This window comes from Streptomyces sp. NBC_00224 (assembly GCF_041435195.1).
GTDB lineage: Bacteria > Actinomycetota > Actinomycetes > Streptomycetales > Streptomycetaceae > Streptomyces.
This window is the reverse complement of sequence record NZ_CP108106.1, coordinates 2,620,191-2,645,696: the sequence shown is the minus strand read 5'-3', so window position 1 is coordinate 2,645,696 and position 25,506 is coordinate 2,620,191. Positions and strand designations below refer to the sequence as shown.

25 protein-coding genes are annotated in these 25,506 nt (G+C 71.6%); 15 read left to right on the top strand and 10 right to left on the bottom strand.

Features of this window, described 5'->3' with window-relative positions; genetic code table 11:
• The first annotated feature begins 5 nt into the window (after positions 1–5).
• The 4 genes from OG965_RS11800 to OG965_RS11785 all read left to right on the top strand — a co-directional run bounded on the left by OG965_RS11800 (position 6) and on the right by OG965_RS11785 (position 4,439).
• The gene (locus tag OG965_RS11800; protein ID WP_371651881.1) at positions 6–1,319 is read left to right on the top strand and encodes an amidohydrolase family protein; all 1,314 of its coding nucleotides are present in this window, start codon (positions 6–8) and stop codon (positions 1,317–1,319) included.
• Positions 1,316–2,545, top strand: a complete 1,230-nt coding sequence (locus OG965_RS11795) for an amidohydrolase family protein (RefSeq protein WP_371651879.1) — start codon at positions 1,316–1,318, stop codon at positions 2,543–2,545. The genes OG965_RS11800 and OG965_RS11795 overlap by 4 nt, the downstream gene beginning before the upstream one ends.
• A 25-nt stretch (positions 2,546–2,570) precedes the next feature.
• Positions 2,571–3,293, top strand: a complete 723-nt coding sequence (locus tag OG965_RS11790; RefSeq protein WP_371651877.1) for a VIT family protein — start codon at positions 2,571–2,573, stop codon at positions 3,291–3,293.
• Between the two features lie 102 nt (positions 3,294–3,395).
• The gene (locus OG965_RS11785; protein ID WP_371651875.1) at positions 3,396–4,439 is read left to right on the top strand and encodes a zinc-dependent alcohol dehydrogenase family protein; all 1,044 of its coding nucleotides are present in this window, start codon (positions 3,396–3,398) and stop codon (positions 4,437–4,439) included.
• A gap of 115 nt (positions 4,440–4,554) precedes the next feature.
• Here the strand turns inward: OG965_RS11785 and OG965_RS11780 are convergent, their stop codons facing one another.
• Positions 4,555–6,093, bottom strand: coding sequence for a S8 family serine peptidase (locus OG965_RS11780; protein WP_371651872.1), 1,539 nt, complete (start codon positions 6,091–6,093; stop codon positions 4,555–4,557).
• Between the two features lie 99 nt (positions 6,094–6,192).
• On the bottom strand, positions 6,193–7,713 hold the full coding sequence (locus tag OG965_RS11775) for a S8 family serine peptidase (RefSeq protein ID WP_371651870.1): 1,521 nt from the start codon (positions 7,711–7,713) through the stop codon (positions 6,193–6,195).
• A gap of 300 nt (positions 7,714–8,013) precedes the next feature.
• On the opposite strand from OG965_RS11775, the gene OG965_RS11770 reads away from it, so the two are divergent.
• From OG965_RS11770 to moaA, 3 genes are all read left to right on the top strand, one after another.
• The gene (locus OG965_RS11770; protein WP_371651868.1) at positions 8,014–8,379 is read left to right on the top strand and encodes a DUF485 domain-containing protein; all 366 of its coding nucleotides are present in this window, start codon (positions 8,014–8,016) and stop codon (positions 8,377–8,379) included.
• Positions 8,376–10,010, top strand: coding sequence for a cation acetate symporter (locus OG965_RS11765; protein ID WP_371651866.1), 1,635 nt, complete (start codon positions 8,376–8,378; stop codon positions 10,008–10,010). The genes OG965_RS11770 and OG965_RS11765 overlap by 4 nt, the downstream gene beginning before the upstream one ends.
• 152 nt (positions 10,011–10,162) lie before the next feature.
• Positions 10,163–11,152 (top strand): GTP 3',8-cyclase MoaA, encoded by a 990-nt coding sequence (gene moaA / locus OG965_RS11760; RefSeq protein WP_371651864.1) that lies wholly within the window; start codon positions 10,163–10,165, stop codon positions 11,150–11,152.
• Here moaA and OG965_RS11755 read toward each other — a convergent pair.
• A complete protein-coding gene (locus OG965_RS11755; protein WP_101387680.1) occupies positions 11,135–11,383 on the bottom strand; it encodes a hypothetical protein in 249 nt (82 codons plus the stop codon). The genes moaA and OG965_RS11755 overlap by 18 nt on opposite strands.
• 177 nt (positions 11,384–11,560) lie before the next feature.
• Entirely contained in the window at positions 11,561–11,947 is a 387-nt protein-coding gene (locus tag OG965_RS11750) for a DUF3099 domain-containing protein (protein ID WP_371651862.1), read from the bottom strand.
• A 212-nt stretch (positions 11,948–12,159) separates the two neighbouring features.
• On the opposite strand from OG965_RS11750, the gene OG965_RS11745 reads away from it, so the two are divergent.
• Complete coding sequence (locus tag OG965_RS11745) at positions 12,160–12,435, top strand: GlsB/YeaQ/YmgE family stress response membrane protein (protein ID WP_371651860.1); 276 nt, start codon at positions 12,160–12,162, stop codon at positions 12,433–12,435.
• 63 nt (positions 12,436–12,498) lie between these two features.
• Here the strand turns inward: OG965_RS11745 and tyrS are convergent, their stop codons facing one another.
• The 3 genes from tyrS to OG965_RS11730 are packed head-to-tail and all read right to left on the bottom strand — an operon-like array spanning position 12,499 to position 16,780.
• Positions 12,499–13,767, bottom strand: a complete 1,269-nt coding sequence (gene tyrS / locus OG965_RS11740; RefSeq protein ID WP_371651858.1) for a tyrosine--tRNA ligase — start codon at positions 13,765–13,767, stop codon at positions 12,499–12,501.
• Between the two features lie 56 nt (positions 13,768–13,823).
• The gene (locus OG965_RS11735) at positions 13,824–15,221 is read right to left on the bottom strand and encodes a metallopeptidase TldD-related protein (protein ID WP_371651856.1); all 1,398 of its coding nucleotides are present in this window, start codon (positions 15,219–15,221) and stop codon (positions 13,824–13,826) included.
• Positions 15,218–16,780: a TldD/PmbA family protein gene (locus OG965_RS11730; RefSeq protein WP_371651854.1), complete on the bottom strand. Its 1,563-nt coding sequence runs from the start codon at positions 16,778–16,780 to the stop codon at positions 15,218–15,220. The genes OG965_RS11735 and OG965_RS11730 overlap by 4 nt, the downstream gene beginning before the upstream one ends.
• 146 nt (positions 16,781–16,926) lie before the next feature.
• Here OG965_RS11730 and fabG point away from each other — a divergent pair, with 146 nt between their 5' ends.
• The 3 genes from fabG to OG965_RS11715 all read left to right on the top strand — a co-directional run bounded on the left by fabG (position 16,927) and on the right by OG965_RS11715 (position 18,981).
• Complete coding sequence (gene fabG, locus OG965_RS11725; RefSeq protein ID WP_371651852.1) at positions 16,927–17,643, top strand: 3-oxoacyl-[acyl-carrier-protein] reductase; 717 nt, start codon at positions 16,927–16,929, stop codon at positions 17,641–17,643.
• 4 nt (positions 17,644–17,647) lie between these two features.
• The gene (gene fabI, locus OG965_RS11720) at positions 17,648–18,415 is read left to right on the top strand and encodes an enoyl-ACP reductase FabI (protein WP_371651849.1); all 768 of its coding nucleotides are present in this window, start codon (positions 17,648–17,650) and stop codon (positions 18,413–18,415) included.
• Between the two features lie 167 nt (positions 18,416–18,582).
• The gene (locus OG965_RS11715) at positions 18,583–18,981 is read left to right on the top strand and encodes a hypothetical protein (protein WP_371656921.1); all 399 of its coding nucleotides are present in this window, start codon (positions 18,583–18,585) and stop codon (positions 18,979–18,981) included.
• 48 nt (positions 18,982–19,029) lie between these two features.
• Here the strand turns inward: OG965_RS11715 and OG965_RS11710 are convergent, their stop codons facing one another.
• Positions 19,030–19,704, bottom strand: coding sequence for a FadR/GntR family transcriptional regulator (locus OG965_RS11710; RefSeq protein WP_371651847.1), 675 nt, complete (start codon positions 19,702–19,704; stop codon positions 19,030–19,032).
• A gap of 92 nt (positions 19,705–19,796) precedes the next feature.
• Here OG965_RS11710 and OG965_RS11705 point away from each other — a divergent pair, with 92 nt between their 5' ends.
• From OG965_RS11705 to OG965_RS11690, 4 genes are all read left to right on the top strand, one after another.
• Complete coding sequence (locus OG965_RS11705; RefSeq protein WP_371651845.1) at positions 19,797–21,095, top strand: CynX/NimT family MFS transporter; 1,299 nt, start codon at positions 19,797–19,799, stop codon at positions 21,093–21,095.
• A gap of 4 nt (positions 21,096–21,099) precedes the next feature.
• Positions 21,100–21,216, top strand: coding sequence for an SGM_5486 family transporter-associated protein (locus tag OG965_RS11700; protein ID WP_257582640.1), 117 nt, complete (start codon positions 21,100–21,102; stop codon positions 21,214–21,216).
• 167 nt (positions 21,217–21,383) lie between these two features.
• A complete protein-coding gene (locus OG965_RS11695; protein WP_371651843.1) occupies positions 21,384–21,590 on the top strand; it encodes a hypothetical protein in 207 nt (68 codons plus the stop codon).
• A gap of 77 nt (positions 21,591–21,667) precedes the next feature.
• Positions 21,668–22,186, top strand: coding sequence for a histidine phosphatase family protein (locus OG965_RS11690; protein WP_371651841.1), 519 nt, complete (start codon positions 21,668–21,670; stop codon positions 22,184–22,186).
• A gap of 256 nt (positions 22,187–22,442) precedes the next feature.
• Here OG965_RS11690 and serB read toward each other — a convergent pair whose 3' ends face one another.
• Both serB and OG965_RS11680 read right to left on the bottom strand, forming a co-directional pair.
• On the bottom strand, positions 22,443–23,708 hold the full coding sequence (serB, locus tag OG965_RS11685; RefSeq protein ID WP_371651839.1) for a phosphoserine phosphatase SerB: 1,266 nt from the start codon (positions 23,706–23,708) through the stop codon (positions 22,443–22,445).
• 196 nt (positions 23,709–23,904) lie between these two features.
• On the bottom strand, positions 23,905–25,485 hold the full coding sequence (locus tag OG965_RS11680) for a streptophobe family protein (RefSeq protein WP_371651837.1): 1,581 nt from the start codon (positions 25,483–25,485) through the stop codon (positions 23,905–23,907).
• Positions 25,486–25,506: the final 21 nt, after the last annotated feature.

Here is a 25,506-nt window from a genome sequence, read left to right as displayed (position 1 = left end):
GCGTCATGCCAGAGAACAGCACGTCCAAAGGTGCACATAACGACCCGTACCTGATCATCTCCTCCGACTGCCACGCCGGGCTCCCCACCGAGCGGTACCGGCCCTATCTCGACTCCCGCTTCCATCGGGACTTCGACGGCTTCCTCGACGGGCGGGAGCGCCGCCGCGAGGAGATGACCCGTCTGGGCGTCCGCAACGAGGCATTCGCGGACAAGTGGTTCGCCGACAACGAAGAGGGTCTGAAGGGCGGTTGGGACGCCGCCCGCAGGCTCAAGGAGCTCGACGGGGACGGGGTGGCCGCCGAGGTCGTCTTCCCCGACGCGGACGCCGTCGACAGCCGGACCGCCGCGCCCTTCGGGGTGGGCCTCGGCCTCTCCGGCGACCAGGACCCCGACCTCGGCATGGCGGGCGCGCAGGCGCACAACCGCTGGCTCGCCGAGTTCGTGGGTGGGAGCGCCGAAAACGCGGCACGGCACTGCGGGGTCGCCCTGCTGCCGGTGACGGGCGACGTCGCGCGCGTGGTCGCGGAGATCCACCGGGCCAAGGAGTCCGGGCTCGGCGCGCTGATGATCCCCTCGATGTGGGTGGACAAGGCCCCGTACCACGACCGCCGTTACGACCCCGTCTGGGCGGCGGCCGCCGAGACCGGGATGCCGGTCGTCACCCACTCGGGAGCGGCGCCCCGCCACGAGTACGGCGACCACCTCGGCATCTACGTCAGCGAGGTCACCTGGTGGCCGGCCCGGCCGCTGTGGTTCCTGCTCTGGTCCGGTGTCTTCGAGCGCCACCCCGGACTCCGCTTCGGGGTCGCGGAGTCGGGCTGCTGGTGGCTGCCGAACCTGCTGTGGTTCATGGACCGGCTGTACCTGGGCGCGCACGGCGGCAAGAAGCTCTCGCCGTTCGCCGAGCTCAAGCGCCCGCCGAGCGAGTACCTGGACCGCCAGATCTTCGTCTGCGCCACCAACACCAAACGGCGCGAGCTGGCCCAGCGCTACGAGATCGGCGTCGACAACATCCTCTGGGGCTCCGACTTCCCGCACCCGGAGGGCACCTGGCCGCATACCCGCGAGTGGCTGCGCAAGACCTTCCACGACATACCGGTGGCGGAGACGCGCCGGATGCTGGGCCTGGCGGCGGCGGAGGTCTTCGGCTTCGACACCGCGAAACTGGCCCCGCTGGCCCGGCGCATCGGCCCGACCCCGGCCGAACTCGGCCAGAGCGAGGACCAATCGGCGGTCGAGGCGTCCTGGGCGCGGTCGCGCGAGGTGGGCCGGCACTGGCTGACCGACCACGACTTCCCGGTCCTGGGGGTGTCATGACCGCCGACCGGTACACGGTGATCTCGGCCGACTGCCACGCGGGCGCCGACCTCCTCGACTACAAGCCGTACCTGGAGAAGCGCCACCACGACGACTTCGACGCCTGGGCCGCCACCTACGTCAATCCGCACGAGGACCTGCTCGCCGACACCGCCGACCGCAACTGGAACTCCGAGCGGCGGGTGGCCGAGCTGGAGGCGGACGGGATCGTCGCGGAGGTGGTGTTCCCCAACACCATCCCGCCGTTCTTCCCCTCGGCCTCGCTGATGGCCCCCGCGCCGACGCGGGAGGAGCTCGATCAGCGCTGGGCGGGGCTGCGGGCCCACAACCGCTGGCTGGCCGACTTCTGCGCGCTGGTGCCGGGCCGCAGGGCGGGTGTGGCGCAGATCCTGCTGAACGACGTCGACGCGGCGGTGGCGGAGATCCACCGGGTGAAGGAGGCGGGTCTGACCGGCGGCATCATGCTCCCTGGCGCCCCGCCCGGCTCGGGCGTACCCGAGCTGTACTCGGCCGTCTACGACCCGATCTGGGCGGCCTGCGCCGACCTCGACGTACCGGTCAACCACCACGGCGGCTCCGCGTCGCCGCCGCTCGGCGAGGAACCGGCCGCGCGGGCCGTCTTCATGGTGGAGACGACCTGGTTCTCGCACCGGGCCCTGTGGCACCTGATCTTCGGTGGCGCGTTCCGCCGCCACCCGGCGCTGAAGCTGATCCTCACCGAGCAGGGCTCGGGCTGGATCCCCGGCGTGATCGAGATGCTCGACTACTACCACGAGCGCCTGGTGTCGGCGGCGACCCGGGCGGCGACGGCGGAGTCCAAGTTCGGCGCGGGCCTCGCGGAGTCGATGGGCGCGGGGCCGAGCCGGATCTGGCGCGACAACTGCTATGTGGGCGCCAGCTTCATGCGCCCCCACGAGGTGCCGCTGCGCGACCGGATCGGCCTCGACAAGATCATGTGGGGCAGCGACTACCCGCACGACGAGGGCACCACCCCCTACTCCCGCGAGGGCCTGCGGATCGCCTACGCGGGGCTGCCGAGGGACGAGGTGGCGCGGATGGCGGGCGGCAACGCGGCCCGGGTGTACGGCTTCGACCTGCCGTTCCTGGACGGGATCGCGGCGAGGGTGGGCCCGACCGTCGAGGAGATCGCCGAGCCGCTCAAGGAGGTCCCGGCGGACGCGACGAGCCCGGTGTTCGCGCTGGGTGGGTCGGTACGGGTGTGGTGAGGCGGCGGGTGAGACCCTTCGCCGCATGACGGAAGCGGAGACCGCCCAGGGCCACGACGAGGCCCACCAGGGCGCCCTCGGCACGCGCCTGAACTGGCTGCGGGCGGCGGTCCTCGGCGCCAACGACGGCATCGTGTCCACGGCGGGCCTCGTCGTCGGCGTGGCGGGCGCGACGGACGACCGCTCCGCCCTGCTGACGGCGGGCCTCGCCGGGCTGCTTGCCGGCTCGATGTCGATGGCGGCGGGCGAGTACGTCTCCGTGTCGACCCAGCGCGACTCCGAGAAGGCCGCCCTGGCGCAGGAGCGGCGCGAGCTGCGCGAGGAGCCGGAGGCCGAACTGGAGGAGCTGAGCGGCCTGTTGGAGGACCGCGGCCTCAGCGCCGAGGTGGCGCGGGAGGCGGCGCGGCAGCTCACCGAGCGCGACGCCCTGCGCGCCCACGCGCGCGTGGAGCTCGGCATCGACCCCGACGAGCTGGCCAACCCCTGGCACGCGGCGGGCGCCAGCTTCCTGGCCTTCACGGCCGGCGCCCTGCTCCCCCTCCTGGCCATCGTCCTGCCCCCGTCCTCGCTCCGCCTGTACGTGACGGTCACCTCGGTCCTGGCCGCCCTGGCCCTCACCGGCTGGGGCAGCGCCCGCCTGGGCTCGGCCCCGGCCGGCGCGGCGGTACTGCGCAACATGGCCGGGGGCGCGGTGGCCATGGGAGTGACGTACGCGGCGGGGGCGGCGCTGGGGGCGGCGGGGGTGTGAGGGGCGTACGGTGAGAACGGACCCCCCCGGGCGACCGAGCCGTACCGCCGGTGGCCCGCTGTTCTCCGTACCACCCCTGACTGACCAGCAAGGACCTGCCCCATGCGCGCCACCGTCATCCACGCCCCCCACGACATCCGGGTGGAGGACGTGCCCGACCCCGTGGTCCGGTTCCCCACCGACGCGGTCGTCCGGGTGCTGCGGGCCTGTATCTGCGGCAGCGACCTGTGGGCCTACCGGGGCGAGTCCGCCCGGCAGCCCGGGCAGCGGATCGGGCACGAGTTCCTCGGTGTGGTCGAGGAGGCGGGCTCCGAGGTGAACGGGTTCCGGGCCGGGGACCTCGTGGTCGCGCCCTTCGTCTGGTCCGACGGCAACTGCGAGTACTGCGCCGAGGGGCTCCAGACGTCCTGCCCGCAGGGCGGGTTCTGGGGCTCGGTGGGCTCCGACGGCGGCCAGGGCGAGGCGGTCCGGGTGCCGTTCGCCGACGGCACGCTGGTCAAGCTGCCCGCCGCCGCGGCCTCCGACGACCACCTGCTCACCGCCCTGCTCGCCCTCTCCGACGTGCTCGGCACGGGCCACCACGCGGCCGTCGGCGCGGGCGTGAAGCGCGGCTCCACGGTCGCCGTCGTCGGTGACGGGGCCGTCGGCCTCTGCGGCGTCCTGGCGGCCAAGCGGCTCGGCGCCGAGCGGATCATCGCGCTCGGGCGCCACCAGGCCCGTACGGACATCGCGCGGACCTTCGGCGCCACGGACGTCGTCGCCGAGCGCGGCGAGGCCGCCGTCGACGCGGTGCGCGAGCTGACCCGGGGCCAGGGCGCGCACGCGGTCATCGAGGCGGTCGGCACCGAGCAGTCGATGCGCACCGCCGTCGAGATTACCCGCGACGGCGGCGCCATCGGCTACGTGGGCGTCCCGCACGGCAGCGGCACCGGCCTCGACCTCAGCGTCATGTTCGACCGCAACATCGCGCTGCGGGGCGGCGTCGCCCCGGTCCGCGCCTACATCCCGGAGCTGCTGCCGGACGTCCTGTCCGGCGCGATCGACCCGTCCCCGGTCTTCGACGTGACGGTCGGCATCGACGGCGTCCCCGGCGGCTACAAGGCGATGGACGAGCGCACGGCCCTGAAGGTCCTGATCAAGCCGTAGGGGGCTTCGCCTACGGGCCCCCTGAGGGGCGCGGGGCTGTGACATTTGCGGCTCCGCCGCGTGGGCGCGACCAGCCACACACGGCCCGCAGACGAACCCGCGCCCCCGCGGAGCGCTACCGCACCGCCCGCAGCGCGTTCACAACCCCCGCCCCATAGAACCCGCTGTGGCGCTTCCCGCCCTCGCACACCGCGTCGACCTTCCCGTCCCCGTCGATGTCGTACGGGTCGGGGCAGGCCGTCGCGTCCGCGCCCTCCTTCAGGAGCTCCTTGATCTTCCAGGCGGGCGCGTGCGGGTGCGCGGACTTGAGCAGTGCGGCCACGCCCACCACGTGCGGGGTCGCCATCGACGTACCCGCCATGTAGGCCCACTTGCCGCCGGGCACCGGGCCGAGGATCAGACCGCTGGTGGCCGGGGCCTGCGGCGGCTGGTAGGCGGTCGAGTCGCCGCCCGGCGCCGCCACGTCGACCACGCCCAGACCGTAGTTGGAGAACGAGGACTTCAGGCCCTTGGCCCCGGTCGAGGCGACCGTGACCACCCCCGGCAGCTGCGTGGGGATGTCGAAGCACTCGCTCGGGTCGACCGTCCGGTCGCCCGGCGTGGAGTCGTTGGGGCTGGCCGGGTCGGTGAGCGAGTCGGCCGCGAGGTCGTAGCTCTCGTTGCCCGCCGCCGCCACGTTCACCGTGCCCTTGGACTCGGCGTACCGGCTGGCCCGGGTGATCGCCTCGACCAGCGCCTTCTGGTCCGGGTCGGTCTTGCAGTTGAAGTACCAGGGGTCGGTGTAATAGCTGTTGTTGGTCACGTCGATGCCGTGGTCGGCGGCCCACATGAAGCCGCAGACGACGGCCTCCGTGTAGAAGAAGCTGCCGCCCTGGGTGGAGACCTTGATGGCGGCGACCTTCACCCCGGGCGCCACACCGGTGACGCCGACGCCGTTCTTGGCCGCGGCTATCTCGCCCGCCACATGCGTGCCGTGCGGGGAGCCGCCGGTGGTGAACGGCCGCCAGGCGCCGTCGGTGGTGTCCGGCTTGCCGCCGATGCAGCTCACCGACTTGGCGCGGTCGAAGTTGGGCGCGATGTCGGGGTGGGTGTCGTCCACGCCCGTGTCGACGACGCCGACGGTCACCCTGGAGCTGCCCAGGGTCTTCTCGTGGGCCTTGTCGGCCTTGATGGCCTTCAGGTCCCACTGGAGCGGCTCCAGCGGGTCCTCGCCTGCCGCGGCCCCGGCGGTGGCGGCCCGGACCTCCTCGGCGCTGAGCGTCTTGGGCGTGCCGACGTCGGTCGTCGTCTGCGCGGGCAGCGGCGCGGTCCGGGTCGCCCCGGCCGACTCCACTCCCCGTACCGCCCGCATGGCCGTCGCGAAGCCGGGGTCGGCGGAGTGGACGACGATCACGCCGATCCGGTCGTAGGACTGGACGACCGTGCCACCGGCCGCCTCGATCGCCCTTCTGACCCGGTCCGCGTGCCCGTATCCCTTGCGGAGGTTGACGACATAGCTGAGCGAGGGCGAGGCGGCGGCCGGGGCGGCCTTGGTGGCCGCGCCGCCGGCCGGCATGGCCGACGCCGTGCCCGGCAGGATCGCGAGCGCGGTGATGGTCGCCATGCCGACGGAAGCGGCGAGGGCGCGGTGCGTACGGGAGAAGTGCAACGTCATGGGATCTCCATGTGGTTGACGAAGGTCTCGTTACGTACGGAAAGGAGCTGTGCGAACAGGCGCGGCGCGGAGCCGTCCGGCCGCGCCTGTTCGGTCGTGCTACTCGGTGACCGCGCTCAGCGCGTTGACGACGCCCCGGCCGTAGAAGCCGTTGACGCGCTTGCCGCCCTCACACGTGGAGTCCTGGACGCCGTTGCCGTCCGGGTCGTACAGGCCGGTGGGGCAGCCGGGGTTGTCGGCCTGCTCCTTGAGCATCTCCCGCAGCTCGGCCGGCGATGCCCACGGGTTCTTGGACTTCAGGAGCGCGGCGACGCCGACGACGTGCGGCGTGGCCATGGACGTGCCCTGCTTGTAGCCGTACTGCCCGCCCGGGAGCGTCGCCAGGATCCGCCCGTTCTTGTCCGGGGTGTCCGGGATCTGGTACTTGTCACCGCCGGGCGCGGCCACGTCGATCTGGCCCAGGCCGTAGCTGGAGTAGTACGACTTGACGTTCTGCACCCCGGTCGCCGCGACCGTGACGACACCCGGCAACTGGGCCGGGATGTCCGGGCACTTGGCCGGGTCCACGGTCACCGTGGGGTGCGGTGCGGGCTGGTCGTCCGGGCTGGTGGTGTCGGTGATGGCGTGCTTGGACAGGTCGTAGTTCTCGTTGCCCGCCGCCGCGACGTTGAGGACGCCCTTGTGCTCGGCGTACTTGCTCGCCCGGGTCACCGCGTCGAGCAGCGCCTTCTGGTCCGGGTCGGCCTTGCAGTTGAAGTACCAGGGGTCCACGTAATAGCTGTTGTTGGTGACGTCGATGTGGTGCTCGGCGGCGAAGACGAACCCGCAGACCACCGCCTCGGTGAAGAACAGCCCGCTGCCCTGCTCGGCGACCTTGATCCCGGCGACCTTGACGCCGGGCGCGACCCCGGCGACGCCGATCCCGTTGCGGGCCGCGGCTATCTCGCCCGCGACGTGTGTGCCGTGGTCGCTGCCGCCCACGTACGGCCGCCAGGCGCCCGGCGAGGTGTCGGCGACGCCGCCCACGCAGTTGGCCGACTGGGAGGCGGAGAAGTTCGGGGCGAGGTCGGGGTGGGTGTCGTCGACCCCGGTGTCGATCACGCCGACGGTGACCCGGCGGCTGCCCGGGTAGATCTTGGCGGCCTTGTCGGCGCCGATCGCCCGCAGGTTCCACTGGTTGGCCTCCAGCGGCTCCTGGCCGGGTGCGGCCGCCGCCTTCGCCTTGGCGGCCTCGGCCGGGGTGAGGGCCTGGGTGGTGCCCTCCTCGGTGGTGGCCTGCGCCTTCAGAGGCGTCGTACGGGTGGCACCGGCGGAGGTGACGCCCCTGGCCCGGCGTATCTCCCGGGCGAACGCGGGGTTCGTGGAGTGCACGACGACCACGCCTATCCGGTCGTACGAGACGACGACCGTGCCGCCCGCCTTCGCTATCGCCTTCTGCACGCGGGCCGAAGTGCCGTGTCCGCCCGTGGTGTTGACGACGTACGAGAGGTCCGGTCCGTCGGCGGCGGGGGCCGGTGCGGCCGAGGCCGTGCCCGCCGGGAGGAAGCCGAGCGAGGCCGTGAGCGCCAGGCCGGCGGGGAGCACGAGGGCCCGTCGCCGTCCGGATCCCAGATGAGCCATGGGTTCTCCACATCATCCGTGAGAGCCGTCCAACCGCGGGTCACGGATGGACGGGTACATGACCAGCGAAGCTATCGCTGATCATGCGGGCCCATCAACGAGTTCGGGCGTCTTGGTCCGAGAAGTTGTGCGAACGCAGTGAAGACGGCGCCGGGAGGAGGTGCCGAGAAAAACGACCGGTCTGAACCGAGACGCGACGCTCTCCGTGCCGTTGTCAGGGGGACCACCATCACCCCGTCCCCGACAGTGAGGTCCCCCTTGACGTCCATCCCCACCGCACCCGCATCGCGAGGAGACTCCGTGGCCACCGACGTGCCACCGCCCGAAGGCGGTATCGACACGCGCCCCGCCCAGCCCCCCACCGAGAAGTTCGTCGAGGTGCAGGCGAGCGAGGAATTCGCCGAACTGCGCCGCACGCACCGCCGGTTCGCGTTCCCCCTGACGGTCGCCTTCATCGCCTGGTACCTGCTGTACGTCCTGCTGTCCAACTACGCGGGCGGCTTTATGGGCCACAAGCTGTTCGGCAACATCAACGTGGCGCTCGTCTTCGGTCTCGCCCAGTTCCTCACCACCTTCCTCATCGCCTGGTTCTACTCGCGGTACGCGGTCGCCAAGCTCGACCCCCGTGCCGAGGCGATCAAGTCCCGCATGGAGGCCGACGCATGAGCGCCCCGTACGCCCACCTCCCGCTCGCGGCGACCGCCACCACCGAGCACCGGCCGCTGATCATCACGCTCTTCTCGGTGTTCGTCGTCGCGACCCTGGTCATCACGGTCTGGGCGGGCCGCCAGACCAAGAGCGCGGCCGACTTCTACGCGGGCGGCCGCCAGTTCACCGCCTTCCAGAACGGCCTGGCGGTCTCCGGCGACTACATGTCCGCCGCGTCCTTCCTCGGCATCGCCGGAGCCATCGCGCTCTTCGGCTACGACGGCTTCCTGTACTCGATCGGCTTCCTGGTCGCCTGGCTGGTGGCGCTGCTCCTGGTCGCCGAGCCGCTGCGCAACTCCGGCCGCTACACCATGGGCGACGTGCTCGCGTACCGGATGCGCCAGCGTCCCGTACGCACGGCCGCGGGCACCTCCACCATCGTCGTCTCGATCTTCTACCTGCTGGCGCAGATGGCCGGCGCCGGCGTCCTGGTCTCGCTGCTGCTCGGCATCACCAGCGACGCGGGCAAGGTCCTGATCGTCGCCCTGGTCGGCGTGCTCATGATCGTGTACGTGACGATCGGCGGGATGAAGGGCACCACCTGGGTGCAGATGGTCAAGGCGGTCCTGCTCATCGCGGGCACCATCCTGATCACCTTCCTGATCCTGCTGAAGTTCAACTTCAACCTCTCGGACCTGCTCGGCACGGCCGCCAAGAACAGCGGCAAGGGCAGCGCCTTCCTGGAGCCCGGCCTCAAGTACGGCAAGACGGGCACCTCCAAGCTGGACTTCATCTCGCTCGGCATCGCCCTGGTGCTGGGCACGGCCGGCCTGCCGCACATCCTGATCCGCTTCTACACCGTCCCCACGGCCAAGGCCGCCCGTAAGTCGGTGAACTGGGCGATCGGCATCATCGGCGCCTTCTACCTGATGACGATCGTGCTCGGCTTCGGCGCGGCCGCGCTCCTCAAACCGGGCGACATCATCGCCTCCAACCCGGCGGGCAACACCGCGGCGCCACTGGCGGCCCTGGAGATCGGCGGCGGCAGCGGCTCCAACGGGGGCGCGATCCTGCTCGCGGTGATCTCGGCGGTCGCCTTCGCCACGATCCTCGCGGTCGTCGCGGGCCTCACCCTCGCCTCGTCGTCCTCCTTCGCGCACGACATCTACGCCAACGTCATCCGCAAGGGGAAGGCGACCGAGCAGGAGGAGGTCCGGGCCGCGCGCTGGGCGACCGTCTTCATCGGGGCCGCCGCCATCGTGCTCGGCGCCTTCGCCCGCGATCTGAACGTCGCCGGTCTGGTGGCGCTCGCCTTCGCGGTCGCCGCCTCCGCCAACCTGCCGACCATCCTCTACAGCCTCTTCTGGAAGCGGTTCACCACCCAGGGCGCGCTGTGGTCGATCTACGGCGGTCTGACCACGGCGGTCGTGCTCGTGCTGTTCTCGCCGGTCGTCTCCGGCAACCCGAAGACGTCGATGTTCAAGGGCGTCGACTTCCACTGGTTCCCGCTGGAGAACCCCGGCCTGATCTCGATCCCCGTCGGCTTCCTGCTAGGTCTGATCGGATCGCTGCTCTCGAAGGAGGAGCCGGACGCCGGAAAGTACGCGGAGCTGGAGGTCAAGTCCCTCACCGGAATCGGTGCCCACTAGGGCGTTCCCCACGGGTACGAGCCGCGGCCGCGTCGTAGGACTCTACGACGCGGCCGCGTCGCACCTCGTGGCAAACGGCCCCCGCTGTTGTCACCCCTCTCGCGTAGGCTCGGCTGTATAAACCAACCGGTAATCGGGGGAGGGGGCCCACAGTGCTCATCGACACATACGGCCGTGTGGCCACTGACCTGCGTGTCTCACTCACGGACCGCTGCAATCTGCGGTGCACGTACTGCATGCCGGAAGAGGGCCTGCAGTGGCTGGCCAAGCCGGACCTGCTCACCGACGACGAGATCGTCCGCCTCATCCGCATCGCCGTGACCGAGCTCGGCATCACCGAGGTCCGCTTCACCGGCGGCGAGCCGCTGCTGCGCCCGGGCCTGGTCGGCATCGTGGAGCGCTGCGCGGCCCTGGAGCCCCGCCCCCGGATGTCGATCACCACCAACGGCATCGGTCTGAAGCGCACCGCGGCCGCGCTGCAGTCGGCCGGTCTCGACCGGGTCAACGTCTCCCTCGACACCCTGCGCCCCGAGGTCTTCAAGACCCTCACCCGCCGCGACCGCCACAAGGACGTCATCGAGGGCATGGAGGCCGCCCGCGCCGCCGGGCTCACCCCGGTCAAGGTCAACGCGGTCCTGATGCCGGGGCTCAACGACGACGAGGCCCCCGACCTGCTGGCCTGGGCCGTGGCGCACGACTACGAGCTGAGGTTCATCGAGCAGATGCCGCTCGACGCCCAGCACGGCTGGAAGCGCGACGGCATGATCACCGCCGGTGACATCCTCGCCTCGCTGCGTACGAGGTTCTCGCTCACCGCCGAGGGCGACGACGAGCGGGGCTCCGCGCCCGCCGAGCGCTGGGTGGTGGACGGCGGACCGCACCGGGTCGGCGTCATCGCCTCGGTGACCCGCCCGTTCTGCTCGGCCTGCGACCGGACCCGGCTCACCGCCGACGGCCAGGTGCGCACCTGCCTCTTCGCGCGCGAGGAGTCCGACCTGCGCGCGGCCCTGCGCTCGGGCGCGCCGGACGAGGAGATCGCCCGGCTGTGGCGGCTGGCGATGTGGGGAAAGAAGGCCGGATCCGGTCTGGACGACCCGGCTTTCCTTCAGCCCGACCGCCCGATGTCAGCGATCGGCGGCTGACTCCCACTCGGCCAGCGGCACCACGTCCTTGAGGAACCCGCGCACGCCCAGGAACTGGGAGAGGTGCTCGCGGTGTTCGTCGCACGCGAGCCAGGTCTTGCGCCGCTCCGGCGTGTGGATCTTCGGGTTGTTCCATGCCAGGACCCATATGGCCGCGGTGCGGCAGCCCTTGGCGGAACATGTGGGCGCCTCGTCGGCGATCTCGTCACTCACGGATACATTCTGCGCCATGAACCGGGGGTGACATGGCGACGCCGAGCAGCCACGGGGGGAGCTGCCCGGCGTCGGTCCGTCGCTCCGACGGGGGATGCGGAGCGCCTACGCAGTATGTCACGGGGGACCCTATGTGGTGCACCGTAACTTCATGATTGATCTGAGCTTTTCTTGAGCTTTGCAGACGGTGACGGATCAGGTCTGCTCGCGTGACCACGGTTCGTGGTCAGGGGTTCCGGAGGCCTCTGTGGGTTCCGTCGGAGCCGCCGTCGGACCCCCCGCCGGAGCCGCCCCGAGCATCGGCCGCGACGGTGCGGGGATGTACGTCGACGGCAGTGAAGGCACGTTCTCCCGCCCGGCGTTGGCGAGCACCACAGCCACATAAGGGAGCAGGGCTCCCAACACCAGGGTCACGATTGCGACAGGGCGCTCGATGTTCCACAGGACGGCCGTCAGCACGACCGACACCGTACGGATCGACATCGAGATCACATAGCGGCGCTGCCGCCCCCGCACGTCCTCGGCGAGACTCTGCCGGGCCCCGGTGATCCGGAAGACCTCGGCTCCGCTCCGCTTCCGCATCAAGCTCCACCACCCGACTCCACACCGGACTCTCCCCGGTCCGGACTGTTCACACGGTACGCCCGGTATCCGTCGGGTTCGAGACCGGGGCCGGTCCGGCCTGCGTGATTGACCCGATCCGTACTGCGTACGGACGAGTCCGACATGCGCCGTATGGCGGATGGGTCAACACTGACTGCGACTGCTCATGTCGAGCGAACGAGGAGGCAGCCATGGGCTGGTTGTGGGCGATCATCGTGGGATTCGTGCTGGGTCTCATCGCGAAGGCGATCCTTCCCGGGAAGCAGCACAGTCCGCTCTGGCTGACCACCATCTTCGGCATCATCGGCGGTGTGGTCGGCAACTCGATCGCCCGGGCGATCGGAATCGCCGAGACCAAGGGCATCGACTGGGGCCGGCACGGCCTCCAGGTCGCGGCGGCGGTCGTCATCGTCTTCCTCGGCGACATGCTCTACATGGCGCTGCGGGGCAACAAACAGCGGGCCTGACGGTACGGTGAGGGGGCGGCCCCGTACCGGAACCGCCCCCTCACCACTTACCGTATGTGCAGGTCAGGCGCCCGTGACCTCGATCGCGGCCAGGTTCTTCTTGCCCCGGCGCAGCACCAGCCAGCGGCCGTGCAGCAGATCGTCGGCCGTGATCACCGCGTCCTCGGACGTCACCTTCGCGTTGTTCACGTAGGCGCCGCCCTCCTTCACCGTGCGCCGGGCCGCCGACTTGCTCGCCACCAGCTCCACCGCGGCGAACAGGTCCACCACCAGACCGGCCTCGGCGACCTCGGCGTGCGGCAGCTCGGAGAGCGCGGAGGCCAGCGTGGCCTCGTCCAGGTCCGCCAGCTCGCCCTGCCCGAACAGCGCCTTCGACGCGGCGACGACCGCCGCGCACTGGTCGGCGCCGTGCACCAGCGTCGTCAGCTCCTCGGCGAGCGCGCGCTGCGCGGCACGCGCCTGCGGGCGCTCCTCGGTGAGCTGCTCCAGCTCCTCGATCTCCTCGCGGGACTTGAAGCTGAAGATCCGCAGGAACTTGGAGACATCGCGGTCGTCCGCGTTCAGCCAGAACTGGTAGAACGCGTACGGCGTGGTGCGCTCGGGGTCCAGCCAGACCGTGCCGGACTCCGTCTTGCCGAACTTGGTGCCGTCGGCCTTGGTGATCAGCGGGGTGGCCAGCGCGTGCACCTCGGCCTCCGGGGCGACCCGGTGGATCAGGTCGGTGCCCGCGGTGAGGTTGCCCCACTGGTCGCTGCCGCCGGTCTGCAGCACACAGCCGTACCGCCGGTACAGCTCCAGGAAGTCCATGCCCTGCAGGATCTGGTAGCTGAACTCGGTGTAGCTGATGCCCGCGTCGGAGTTCAGCCGCCGGGCGACCGCCTCCTTCGCGATCATCTTGTTGACCCGGAAGTACTTGCCGATGTCACGCAGGAAGTCGATGGCCGACAGGCCCGACGTCCAGTCCAGGTTGTTGACCATGGTCGCGGCGTGCGGGCCCTCGAAGTCGAGGAACCGCTCGATCTGCCCGCGCAGCCGCTCGACCCAGCCCGCGACGACCTCGGGCGCGTTCAGCGTGCGCTCCGAGTTCGGCTTGGGGTCGCCGATCAGACCGGTGGCCCCGCCGACCAGGCCCAGCGGGCGGTTGCCCGCCTGCTGGATCCGGCGCATGGTCAGGATCTGCACCAGGTTGCCGAGGTGCAGGCTGGGCGCGGTCGGGTCGAAGCCGCAATAGAACGTGACGGGACCGTCCGCGAACGCCTTGCGCAGTGCGTCCTCGTCAGTGGAGAGGGCGATCAGCCCGCGCCACTGCAGCTCATCGACGATGTCCGTCACGGTCGTACGTCTCCTCGGCTCAGGTGTGTGGATGTGCAGCAGTCAGTCTATGGGGGTCAGACGCCCTGGCTGACCGAGCTCATATTGAAGTCCGGCACCCGCAGGGCCGGCATCGCGGCCCGGGTGAACCAGTCGCTCCACTCGCGCGGCAGGGTCTTCTCGGTCCGCCCGGCCTCGGTGGCCCGCGACAGCAGGTCCACCGGCGACTCGTTGAACCGGAAGTTGTTGACCTCCCCGACCACCTCGCCGTTCTCGACGAGGTAGACGCCGTCCCGGGTCAGCCCGGTGAGCAGCAGCGTCGCCGGGTCCACCTCGCGGATGTACCAGAGGCAGGTCAGCAGCAGACCCCGCTCGGTGGCCGCGACCATCTCCTCAAGGGAGCGTTCGCCACCGCCGTCCAGGACCAGGTTGCCGATCGACGGGGTCACGGGCAGCTGAGTGAGCCCGGCGCTGTGCCGGGTGGTGATCAGCCGCTCCAGCTTCCCGTCCCGGATCCAGTCGGTGGGGGCCAGCGGCAGGCCGTTGTCGAAGACGGAGGCGTCGTCGCCGGAGGAGTGCGCCAGCTGGAACGGCGCGGACTCCAGACCCGGCTCGTTCGGGTCGCTGCGCAACGTCAGCGGCAGCCGGGCCAGCGTCTCGCCGAGCCTGGTGCCGCCGCCGGGCTTGGAGAACACGGTCCGGCCCTCGGTGGCGTCCCGCGCGTTCGACGACCACAGCTGGTAGATCAGCAGATCGGCCACCGCGGTGGGCGGCAGCAGCGTCTCGTACCGGCCCGCGGGCAGGTCGATACGGCGCTCGGCCCAGCCGAGCCGGACGGCGAGCTCCTCGTCCAGGGCGCCGGGGTCGACGTCCTTGAAGTCCCGCGTGGAGCGCCCGGCCCAGGCCGAACGCGTCCGGTCCGGCGACTTGGCGTTGAGTTCGAGCGTGCCGGTCGGCTGGTCGTGGCGCAGCCGCAGGCCCGTCGAGGTACCCAGGTACGAGGAGGTCATCTCGTGGTTGGCGAAGCCGTACAGCTCGCGCCCGCCCGAGCGGGCCCGGGCGAAGGCCTCGCCGAGGGCGGGGGCGAACTCCGCGAAGACCGCCGAGGAGGTCTCGGCGGGCCCGTCGGTGAAGTCGGCCGCCACCGGCACGCCCTCGACCAGCGGCTGGGCGTCCTCGGCGGGCCCGGCGCCGCGCGCCGCCGCCTCCGCCGCCCGGACCAGCGGCTCCAGGTCGTCGGCGGTCACGGCGGACCGGGACACCACGCCCGAGGCCGTGCCCTGCGCCCCGTCGACGGTCGCGATGACGGTGAGGGTGCGGCCGCGGGTCACGCCGTTGGTGGTCAGCGCGTTGCCGGCCCAGCGCAGATTGGCGGAGGACTGCTCGTCCGCGATGACGACGCACCCGTCGGCGGTGGACAGCGCGAGCGCCCGCTCGACGATCTCGTGCGGCTTGACGGTCGTACGGGAGCTCATCGCCCGGCCTCCTGCGTGGTGTTCAGAATGTTCACGCCCCGGAACAGGGCGGAGGGGCAGCCGTGGGAGACCGCCGCCACCTGGCCCGGCTGGGCCTTGCCGCAGTTGAAGGCGCCGCCGAGCACATACGTCTGCGGGCCGCCGACCTTCTCCATCGAGCCCCAGAAGTCGGTCGTCGTCGCCTGGTAGGCGACATCGCGCAACTGGCCCGCCAGCTTGCCGTTCTCGATCCGGAAGAAGCGCTGGCCGGTGAACTGGAAGTTGTAGCGCTGCATGTCGATCGACCACGAGCGGTCGCCGACCACGTAGATCCCGCGCTCCACGCCCCCGATCAGGTCCTCCGTGGAGAGCCCGCCCGGGTCCGGCTGGAGCGAGACGTTGGCCATGCGCTGGACCGGGACGTGCCCGGGGGAGTCCGCGAAGGCGCAGCCGTTCGAACGGCCCAGGCCCGTCAACTTGGCGATGCGGCGGTCCAGTTGGTAGCCGACCAGCGTGCCGTCCTTCACCAGGTCCCAGGACTGCCCCTCGACGCCCTCGTCGTCGTACCCGATGGTCGCGAGACCGTGCTCGGCGGTGCGGTCACCGGTCACGTTCATCACCGACGAGCCGTACGCCAGCTTGCCCAGCTGGTCGAAGGTGGCGAACGAGGTGCCCGCGTACGCCGCCTCGTAGCCCAGCGCCCGGTCCAGCTCGGTGGCGTGGCCGATCGACTCGTGGATGGTCAGCCACAGGTTCGACGGGTCGACCACCAGGTCGTACGACCCGGCCTCGACGCTCGGCGCCCGCATCTTCTCCGCGAGCAGCGCCGGGATCTGCTCCAGCTCGGAGTCCCAGTCCCAGCCGGTGCCCGTGAGGTACTCCCAGCCGCGGCCCGCCGGTGGCGCGATCGTGCGCATCGAGTCGAACTCGCCGGTCTTGCCGTCCACGGCGACCGCGGTGAGCTGCGGGTGCAGCCGCACCCGCTGCTGGGTGGTGACGGTGCCCGCCGTGTCCGCGTAGAACTTGTTCTCGTGGACGGTGAGCAGCGAGGCGTCCACGTGCGCCACCCCGTCCGCCCCGAGCAGCCGCCGGCTCCAGTCGGCGAGCAGCGCGCTCTTCTCCTCGTCCGGTACGGAGAACGGGTCGATCTCGTACGAGGAGATCCAGGTCCTGTCGGCGTGCACCGGCTCCGGGGCCAGCTCCACGCGCTCGTCGGACCCGGCGGCCGCGATCACCTGCGCCGAGAGCTTCGCCATCGCCACGGCCTGCGAGGCGACCTTGGCGGCGGCGTCCATGGTGAGGTCGACGCCGGAGGCGAAGCCCCAGGCGCCGCCGTGCACCACCCGGACCGCGTAACCGAGGTCCGTGGTGTCGGACGACCCCGCGGGCCGGGCGTCGCGCAGCCGCCAGGCCGCGCTGCGCACCCGCTCCAGGCGGAAGTCGGCATGGTCGGCGCCGAGCGCACGGGCGCGCGCCAGCGCGGCGTCGGCGAGCGCCCGCAGCGGCAGCGCCGTGAAGGCTGCGTCGATGGAATGAGGCACGGATGTCTCCTGTCGTGTGAGACCGGTCGACCCGATCATGTCGCGGTTCGGGGCCGCCTGCCTATCCCTTTCTGTAGGGACCCCACAGCGCTTTCCGTACGCCACTGTCACAGGTCGATTCCCCGTACAACGGCCGGTACCGATAGTTTGCGGAAGTACGAAACCGCTATCGAAAGGGTGATCCGTTGAGCCGCTCGGTTCTCGTCACCGGAGGAAACCGGGGCATCGGCCTCGCCATCGCCCGCGCTTTCGCCTCCATGGGCGACAAGGTCGCGATCACCTACCGCTCCGGCGAGCCGGACGCCCTCCAGGAGGAGGGGTTCCTCGCCGTCAAGTGCGACATCACCGACACCGAGCAGGTGGAGCAGGCCTACAAGCAGATCGAGGAGGCCCACGGGCCCGTCGAGGTGCTCGTCGCCAACGCCGGAGTCACCAAGGACCAGCTGCTGATGCGGATGTCCGAGGAGGACTTCACCTCGGTCCTGGACACCAACCTCACCGGCACCTTCCGGGTCGTGAAGCGTGCCAACCGCGCCATGCTGCGCGCCAAGAAGGGCCGCGTCGTCCTGATCTCGTCCGTCGTCGGCCTGATGGGCTCGCCCGGCCAGGCCAACTACGCGGCCTCCAAGGCCGGTCTCGTCGGGTTCGCCCGCTCCCTCGCGCGCGAGCTGGGCTCCCGCAACATCACTTTCAACGTCGTCGCACCCGGTTTTGTCGACACCGACATGACCAAGGTGCTCACTGACGAGCAGCGCACCTCGATCCTTTCCGGGGTACCGCTGGGCCGCTACGCGCAGCCCGAGGAGATCGCTGCCGCGGTCCGCTTCCTCGCCTCGGACGACGCCTCGTACATCACTGGTGCCGTCATCCCGGTTGACGGCGGATTGGGCATGGGTCACTGATCACATGAGCGGAATTCTCGACGGCAAGCGCGTCCTGATCACGGGTGTGCTGATGGAGTCCTCCATCGCCTTCCACACCGCGAAGCTGGCTCAGGAGCAGGGCGCCGAGGTCATCCTGACCGCCTTCCCGCGGCCCACGCTCACCGAGCGCATCGCCCGCAAGCTCCCCAAGCCCGCCAAGGTCATCGAGCTCGACGTGACCAACCAGGAGCACCTGGACCGGCTGGCGGACCTGGTCAAGGAGGAGCTCGGCGGCCTGGACGGCGTCGTCCACTCCATCGGCTTCGCCCCGCAGGACGCCCTCGGCGGCAACTTCCTCAACACCCCGTTCGACTCGGTGTCGACGGCGATGCACGTCTCGGCGTTCTCGCTGAAGTCGCTGACCATGGCCTGTCGCCCGCTGATGAGCTCCGGCAGCGCGGTCGTCGGCCTGACCTTCGACGCGCAGTTCGCCTGGCCGCAGTACGACTGGATGGGCCCGGCGAAGGCCGCCCTGGAGGCGACCTCCCGCTACCTCGCCCGCGACCTGGGCAAGGAGAACATCCGCTGCAACCTGGTCTCGGCGGGCCCGATCGGCTCGATGGCCGCCAAGTCCATCCCGGGCTTCTCGGAGCTGGCGGACGTGTGGAACACCCGCTCCCCGCTGGAGTGGAACATGGCCGACCCGGAGCCGGCCGGCCGCGGCGTCGTGGCCCTGCTCTCGGACTGGTTCCCGAAGACGACGGGCGAGATCGTCCACGTCGACGGCGGCGTGCACATGATGGGGGCCTGAGCGTCCTCCCTCACGGGGGCCTGAGCCTCCGGCTTTTCGACGGCCGCCCTCCGTCCGCTCGCGCGGACGGAGGGCGGCCGTCGTGCGTGTCCGGCCACTTCCCCGCAGACTGAGCGAAGCGGACAAGTCGGGCAGTCGGCCGGGGAGGAGGTGGGGCGGTGCGGCCCTTGCGTACGGCCCAGCGCCGAGCCGTCGCCCTGGTGGCGCTCCTGCTCACGGCACTCGCCGCACTCGCGGCCCCCTCGGTCGTACGGGCCGCCACCTCGGAGGACCCCGCCCCGGCCGCGCCGCCCGAGCCCTTCGGGGCCGACTGCCGCACCTCGGTGCGGGGCTCGCACGTCATCGCGTACTGCCACAACCCGTACCCCGACACCGACCGGGTGCGGCTGCACGCCGAGTGCGCCCGCTGGTGGGACATCGACGCCGACGCGGCCCCGGTGGAGGTCGCGCCCGCCCAGACCGTACGGCTCACCGACCGCTGCTGGAAGGAGGTGCGGGCGGTGTGGGTCACCCATGAGAAGCCGGACGCGGCGCCGACGCCGAAGCCGTCGCCGGCCGTCCGGTAAAAGTCTTCGCCAGAGCCGATCGCCAGAGCCGTTCGCCAGAGCCGTTCGCTAGAGCCGTTCGCCGATGCAGAAGAACGCGTGGCCCGCGGCCTCCGTGGCCGCCGTCTCCCCGTCGCCCGCCCGGATCGCCTCGACCAGCCGGGCATGGTCCATGTGGTTCTCCGGCCGCAGCTCGCGGCCCACGTCGTCGCGGAGCCAGTCGCGCAGGAGGTCGCCGAGGTCGGCGTAGAGCTCGGTCAGGACGTCGTTGTGCGAGGCCGCGACGATCGCCAGGTGCAGCGTGGCGTCGGCGGCGACGAACGCCTCCGCGTCGCCCGACTCCCAGGTCTCCTCGCGCCGCGCGAGCAGCGCGTCCAGCTGCGCCAGATCGCGTGCCGTACGCCGTTCGGCCGCGAGGCGGGCCGCCGACGACTCCAGGGTGGAGCGCAGTTCGGCCACATGGCGGGGGTCGGCGTCGGCGAAGCGCCGGTGCATCACGCCCGCCAGCTCGCTCGTCGCGACCACATAGGTGCCCGAGCCCTGGCGGATGTCGAGCAGCCCGTTGTGCGCGAGCGCCCGGACCGCCTCGCGGACCGTGTTGCGCGCCACCCCCAGCTGTTCGACCAGCTCGGGTTCGGTGGGGATGCGCGATCCCACCGGCCACTCGCCCGAGGTGATCTGGTTGCGCAGCTGCGCGATCACCTGGTCGGCGAGGGCGGACCGCCGGGGAGAGCTCAGCGTCATGCCGCTCCTTGTAGTGAGAGTCGCCCAGATTGTAGTGAGGGCAGGCCCAAGTGATTGGACAACCAATCATCCCATGATTCTATGATGGGGTCATGGCCGACGAGACCCGCACCCTGAGCCCCGCGCCGGGCACCACGCCCCACACCTCCCAAGAAGCCCTCGCGGGCACCCGCACGGGCGGCCCGGCGCCGTGGACCATCCGCCTCGTGCTCGTCGGCCTCGTCCTCGCCGCGATCAATCTGCGCCCCGCCATCACCAGCCTCGGCGCGCTCTTCGAAGAGGTGCGCGACGGGCTGCACATGAGCGGCAGCGTCGCCGGTGTCCTCACCTCCGTACCGCCGTTCTGCTTCGCCGTCTTCGGCGTCTTCGCCCCCCGCCTCGCCCGCCGCTTCGGCCCCGCCGTCGTCGTCTGCGCGGGCATGGTCGCGATCGCCGCGGGCCTGCTGCTGCGGCCGTTCGCCGGCGGCACCCCGGGCTTCCTCGCGGCCAGCGCGCTCGCCCTGATGGGCATAGCCGTCAGCAACGTACTGATGCCGGTGATCGTCAAGCGGTACTTCCCGGACCGCGTCGGCTCCATGACCGGCCTGTACTCGATGGCCCTCGCCCTCGGTACCGCACTGGCCGCCGCGGCCACCGTCCCGGTCACCGATGTGCTCGGCGGCAGCTGGCGCGCCGGGCTTAGCGTGTGGGCGCTGCTCGCCGTCGTCGCCGTACTGCCGTGGCTGCTGCTCGTCCGCGACCGCTCGGACCGGCCGGCCGGTCGGCCCTCGGCCGCCCGGGAGGACGCGGAGGCTCCCGCCTTCAAGATCACCCGCAGCCGTACCGCCTGGGCGCTCGCCTGCTTCTTCGGTCTCCAGGCCACCGCCGCCTACATCACGATGGGCTGGATGCCGCAGATCTTCCGGGACGCCGGGGTGTCCGCCGGGACCGCGGGCGTCCTGCTCGCGGTGACCATGGTGATGGGCGTGCCGCTCGCGTTCGTCATCCCGCGCGTCGCCACCCGGATGCGCAACCAGGGCCCGATCGTCGCCGTCCTTGGCGCCTGCGGCCTCGCCGGTTACGCGGGCCTCTACTTCGCCCCGGCCGCCGGCGCCTGGGCCTGGGCGCTGCTCCTCGGCATCTCCAACTGCGCCTTCCCGCTCGCCCTCACCATGATCGGGATGCGCACCCGGACCGGCACCGGCGTGGTGCGGCTCTCCGCCTTCGCCCAGTCCACCGGCTACCTCATCTCCATCCCCGGCCCCACCCTGGTCGGCGCCCTCTACGACAGCAGCGGCGGCTGGGGCCTGCCGATCGCGCTGATGGCGGGCCTGATGGTGCCGCAGATCGTCGTCGGGTCGCTGGCGGGCCGGGACCGGACGGTGGAGGACGAAGCGGGGATGCGAGACTGAGCGCATGCCTGTGCTCGATCCGAACCCCCAGAACGGTCAGAAGAAGCTCCTCATCGTGCTCGGCGCGATGCTGGCGATCACAGTGGTCATCGCCGTGATCGCGACGATCGCCTCCCCCTGACCTGCACCGACGCGCCCATGGTGGTGCTGGCCCCCCTAACCCCTAGGGGGAAAAGCCCCGGGGTAAGTGGGTGGGTCACCCGATGGGCTCCGGGCGCCCCCTTCCGTAGGTTCGAAGTACGTCAGCGAGACCACGTACTTCACCTTTACGGATTTACGGAGGCGGCCATGTCGGCCAGTACGCACACCCGGTCCACCCGGCCGGCCACTGCCCGCGCCGACTTCCGGCTCCCCTGGTGGGCCGTCGCGCTCCCCACCGTCGCCTTCGTCGTGCTGCTGTTGCTCATCACGGGCTCGCACGACGCCGAGGCCGCCTCGGGAGACCCCGCTATCAGCCACCTCATGGACCGCATTCAGCACACGCTGTCCCGGTGAACACCCTTGTCAACCCTGGCGCGAGAGCGCACCGGGACCCTGAGCCCGATGGCGTGATTCGTGCGAAGCTGTTGGGCATGAGCGTCGACACACCCCGCAGGATCGTCCTCCTCCGGCATGCGAAAGCCGACTGGCCCCAGGTGTCCGACCACGACCGGCCGCTCGCCGACCGCGGCCGCACGGACGCCCCGGTGGCCGGGCGCAGGCTCGCCGAGACCGGAATCGCCTTCGACCTGACTCTCTGCTCGACCGCGGCCCGTACCCGCGAGACCTGGAAGCTGGCCGTGCAGGAACTGCCGCACCGCCCCAGGACCGTGTACGAGGAGCGGCTGTACGAGGCCTCGCCCGGCGAGCTGCTCGCCCTCCTGAACGAGACGCCGGACGACGTCGACAACGTCCTCCTGGTCGGCCACAACCCCGGGATGCACGCGCTCGCCGACGTGCTGGCGGGCGAGGCGGAGGGGGACGTACTGCCGAGGATGAACCGCAGTGGCTTCCCGACCGCCGCGTTCGCGGTGGTGGCGTTCAACGGCTCGTGGAAGACGGTCGAGCCCGGCGTCGGCAGGCTGACGGACTTCTGGGCACCGCACACGTAAGGCGTACGTACGTGAAAGGGCCCCGGAGCGGAGAACCGCTCCGGGGCTTTGTCGCTGTCCGGGGGGACTAGGGCCTGTCCGGCGGATCTTGTCTGGGACGCGGGGTCCTGGCACGCCCATCTGCGGCGTTGTCGTCGGTTGCCGACGCTCCGCGTCGACGCCCTCCTCCGCCTTGCAGCTGGACGCACCAGGACCCCGCTCACCAGGACCGAAAGGCGAAGGCACCTCGCGGGCGACCAGATCCGCCGGACAGGCCCTAGTGGGGCAGGTCCACGGAGCCGTCGGCGGCCTCGACCTCTTCGCGGGTGATGCCGAGGAGGTAGAGCACGGTGTCCAGGAACGGCACGTTCACGGCGGTGTCGGCGGCCCGGCGGACCACCGGCTTGGCGTTGAACGCGACGCCAAGACCCGCCGCGTTGAGCATGTCGAGGTCATTGGCCCCGTCGCCGATCGCCACGGTCTGGTCGAGCGGGACGCCCGCCTCGGCCGCGAACTCGCGCAGCAGCCGCGCCTTCCCGGCCCGGTCCACCACGGCCCCGGTGACGCGCCCGGTGAGCTTGCCGTCGACGATCTCCAGGGTGTTGGCGGAGGCGAAGTCGAGGCCGAGCCGCTCCCGCAGGTCGTCGGTGACCTGGGTGAACCCGCCGGACACCACGCCGACTTGGTAGCCGAGCCGCTTGAGCGTACGGATCAGGGTGCGCGCGCCGGGGGTGAGCCGCACCTCGGCGCGGACCTTGTCCACGACGGACGCGTCGAGCCCCGCGAGCAGCGCCACGCGCGCGTGCAGCGACTGCTCGAAGTCGAGCTCGCCCCGCATCGCCTGGGCGGTGACCTCGGCCACTTTGTCCTCGCACCCGGCGTGCGCGGCGAAGAGCTCGATGACCTCGTCCTGGATGAGCGTGGAGTCCACGTCCATGACGACCAGCCGCTGGGCGCGGCGGTGCAGCCCCGCCGAGACGACGGCGACGTCCACGCCCTGCACCGCGGCCTCGGTGGCCAGCGCCGTGCGCAGCGGCTCGGTCTCGGTGCCGGAGACGGCGAACTCGACAGCGGTCACGGGGTACTTGGCGAGCCGGAAGACACGGTCGATGTTGCCGCCGGTCGCGGTGATCCGGGCCGCTATGGCCGCCGTGGACTCGGCGGTGAGCGGGTGTCCGAGCACGGTGACGTGCGAACGCCCGCTGCCGCGCGGCCGGTTGTCGCCGGTACCGGAGATGATCTCGGCCTGGAGCCTGAGCGACTCCGCCCAGCTGTGCACGGTGGCCCGCAGCTCGCCCGCCGTGCTCACGGTCGGCTCGGTGACGAGCGCGCACAGGACGATACGGCCACGGGTGACGACCTGCTCGATGTCGACGACGTCGACGGAGTAGGCGGCCAGGGTGTCGAAGAGCCCGGCGGTGATCCCGGGCCGGTCCTTCCCGAAGATCTTGACGAGCAGGGTCGGCATGTCCGCGATGTCCGCGCCCGGGAGGGCGGCGTCACTGCTGTGACCAGCGGGGCGAGGGGGCTGAGAAGCGCTCATGGTGTTCCCACCGTATAGGCCCGCCACCGGACCCCGACCCCCTGTCCCGCCCACCGGACAGCTGTGTCACGACCCCGGCCCAAATTGACAGCGGAGCGAAACCTGCTGGTCACTCAGGGGTGGGGTGGGAGTTGGTTGCGGGTTCGTCTGCGGGCCGGTGGGGGCTGCGCGACCAGCCACAGGCAACCCACGCAACTCACCCCACCCCATCCCCCGGCCCCCGCAAATACGGATTCGTCTCGTCGTGCGGCGGCCGGTACACGGGGGAGGGGCTGTAGGGGCCCGCCCGCCCGTACACCTCGTCCGCGGAAGGCCCATCCGGAGCCGGAACGGACGCGGGACCAGCCTGCGGGGCCACCCGCCGCCCCGCCGCCCCCACCCCGTACGCCAGCAGCCCCCCCACGCCCCCCGCGACCGCCCCCCACCCCGCCCCCAGAACCAGCGCGAGCCCCGCGTTGCCGTGCAGCTCCACCCCCGCCCCGAACGCGTTGAACCCCAGCACGGACAGCGACGCGTCCGCGGACACTCCCGTCAGCCACACCATCAGCGGCAGGGCGACCGCCGTCACGGCCCCCAGCGCCACCGCGCACCGCCCCGCGAACGCGCCCGCGGACAGCCCCCGCACCGGCGTGCGCGCCGCCGCGAGCACCCCCGCGTACAGCATCACCACACCCGTGGCGACCGCCAACAGCCAGACACGCCCGTCGAGTTCGGCCAGCCGCCCGAGGCTCACGCTCTGGTCGTTCTTGAAGCCGAGCAGCTTGTCCAGCGGGTCCGGCAGCACCTTCACCAGCGCCCCCGTGGCATGGCCGTTCCAGGGGACGAACAGGCCGAGCGGAAGCGCGAGCCACACTCCGTTCGGCGCGCCGAGCAGCGCGGCGCCCGCGATGCGCCCGGGATGGGCGTCGCCCACCATCGCGTACGCGGCCGCCGCGAGCCCCGCCACGACCGCCACCAGGGCCACCGCGACCAGCGCCGACGCGGCCGGCCGCACGACCCGGTGCACCCACTCCCAGCCGCGCGGCAGCGGGGAGCGCCGCGAGGCGAGCAGTGCGATCAGCAGCACCCCGAGTACCCAGAACACCGCGCCCGCCAGCGAGTCCGCCGTGTTCACGGTGAAGCCGACCTGCGCCTTGGCGTCGGCGAGCTTGCCGAGCCGGTCCGGCAGCAGCCCGCCGATGTCCCCGAGGTCGCCCAGGTCGCCGAGCCCGGGGATGGACACCCCGCCGCCGCCCGGCGGCTTCTCCGTGTCGAGGCCGAGCGAGGCCCCGTCGATGGTGACCAGGTCGTGCCCGGCCCAGGCGAGCCCCGCCACCACGCCGACGAACAGCACCACGACGCCGCCCGCCCGCGCGGCGAGCTCCGCCCCGGGCAGGACCGCGCCCGCCGCCCGCAGCGAGCGCAGGAAGAAGAAGGCGAGCAGCACGGCCCCGGCGAGCGACACCCCCAGTGGCGTGATCTCGACGGCCGTCTTCGCCTGCGCGCCGGTGAGACCGAACGCCGAGACGTCGCCCGACGGGGTGACGGAGCCGCCCGCCCCGAGCACCACCACGGCCGCCGTCATCGGCCCCAGCGCCCCGGCCGCGTCGGCGCCGAGCAGGTGCAGCCCGAGGGCCGCCACGCCCGCCATCGCGACCAGCGCCCAGCTGACCGAGGCGACCGAAGCCAGCAGTACATCGGCCCAGGGAATGCCGCCGGGCGCCCCTCGGGCCCCGGTCGCACCCGGGGTCCCGAGCCCCCCGGAGACCCTCTTCCCGCCCCTGTCGCCCATGCTCATCAGGCCCCCCGGGATTGGTCC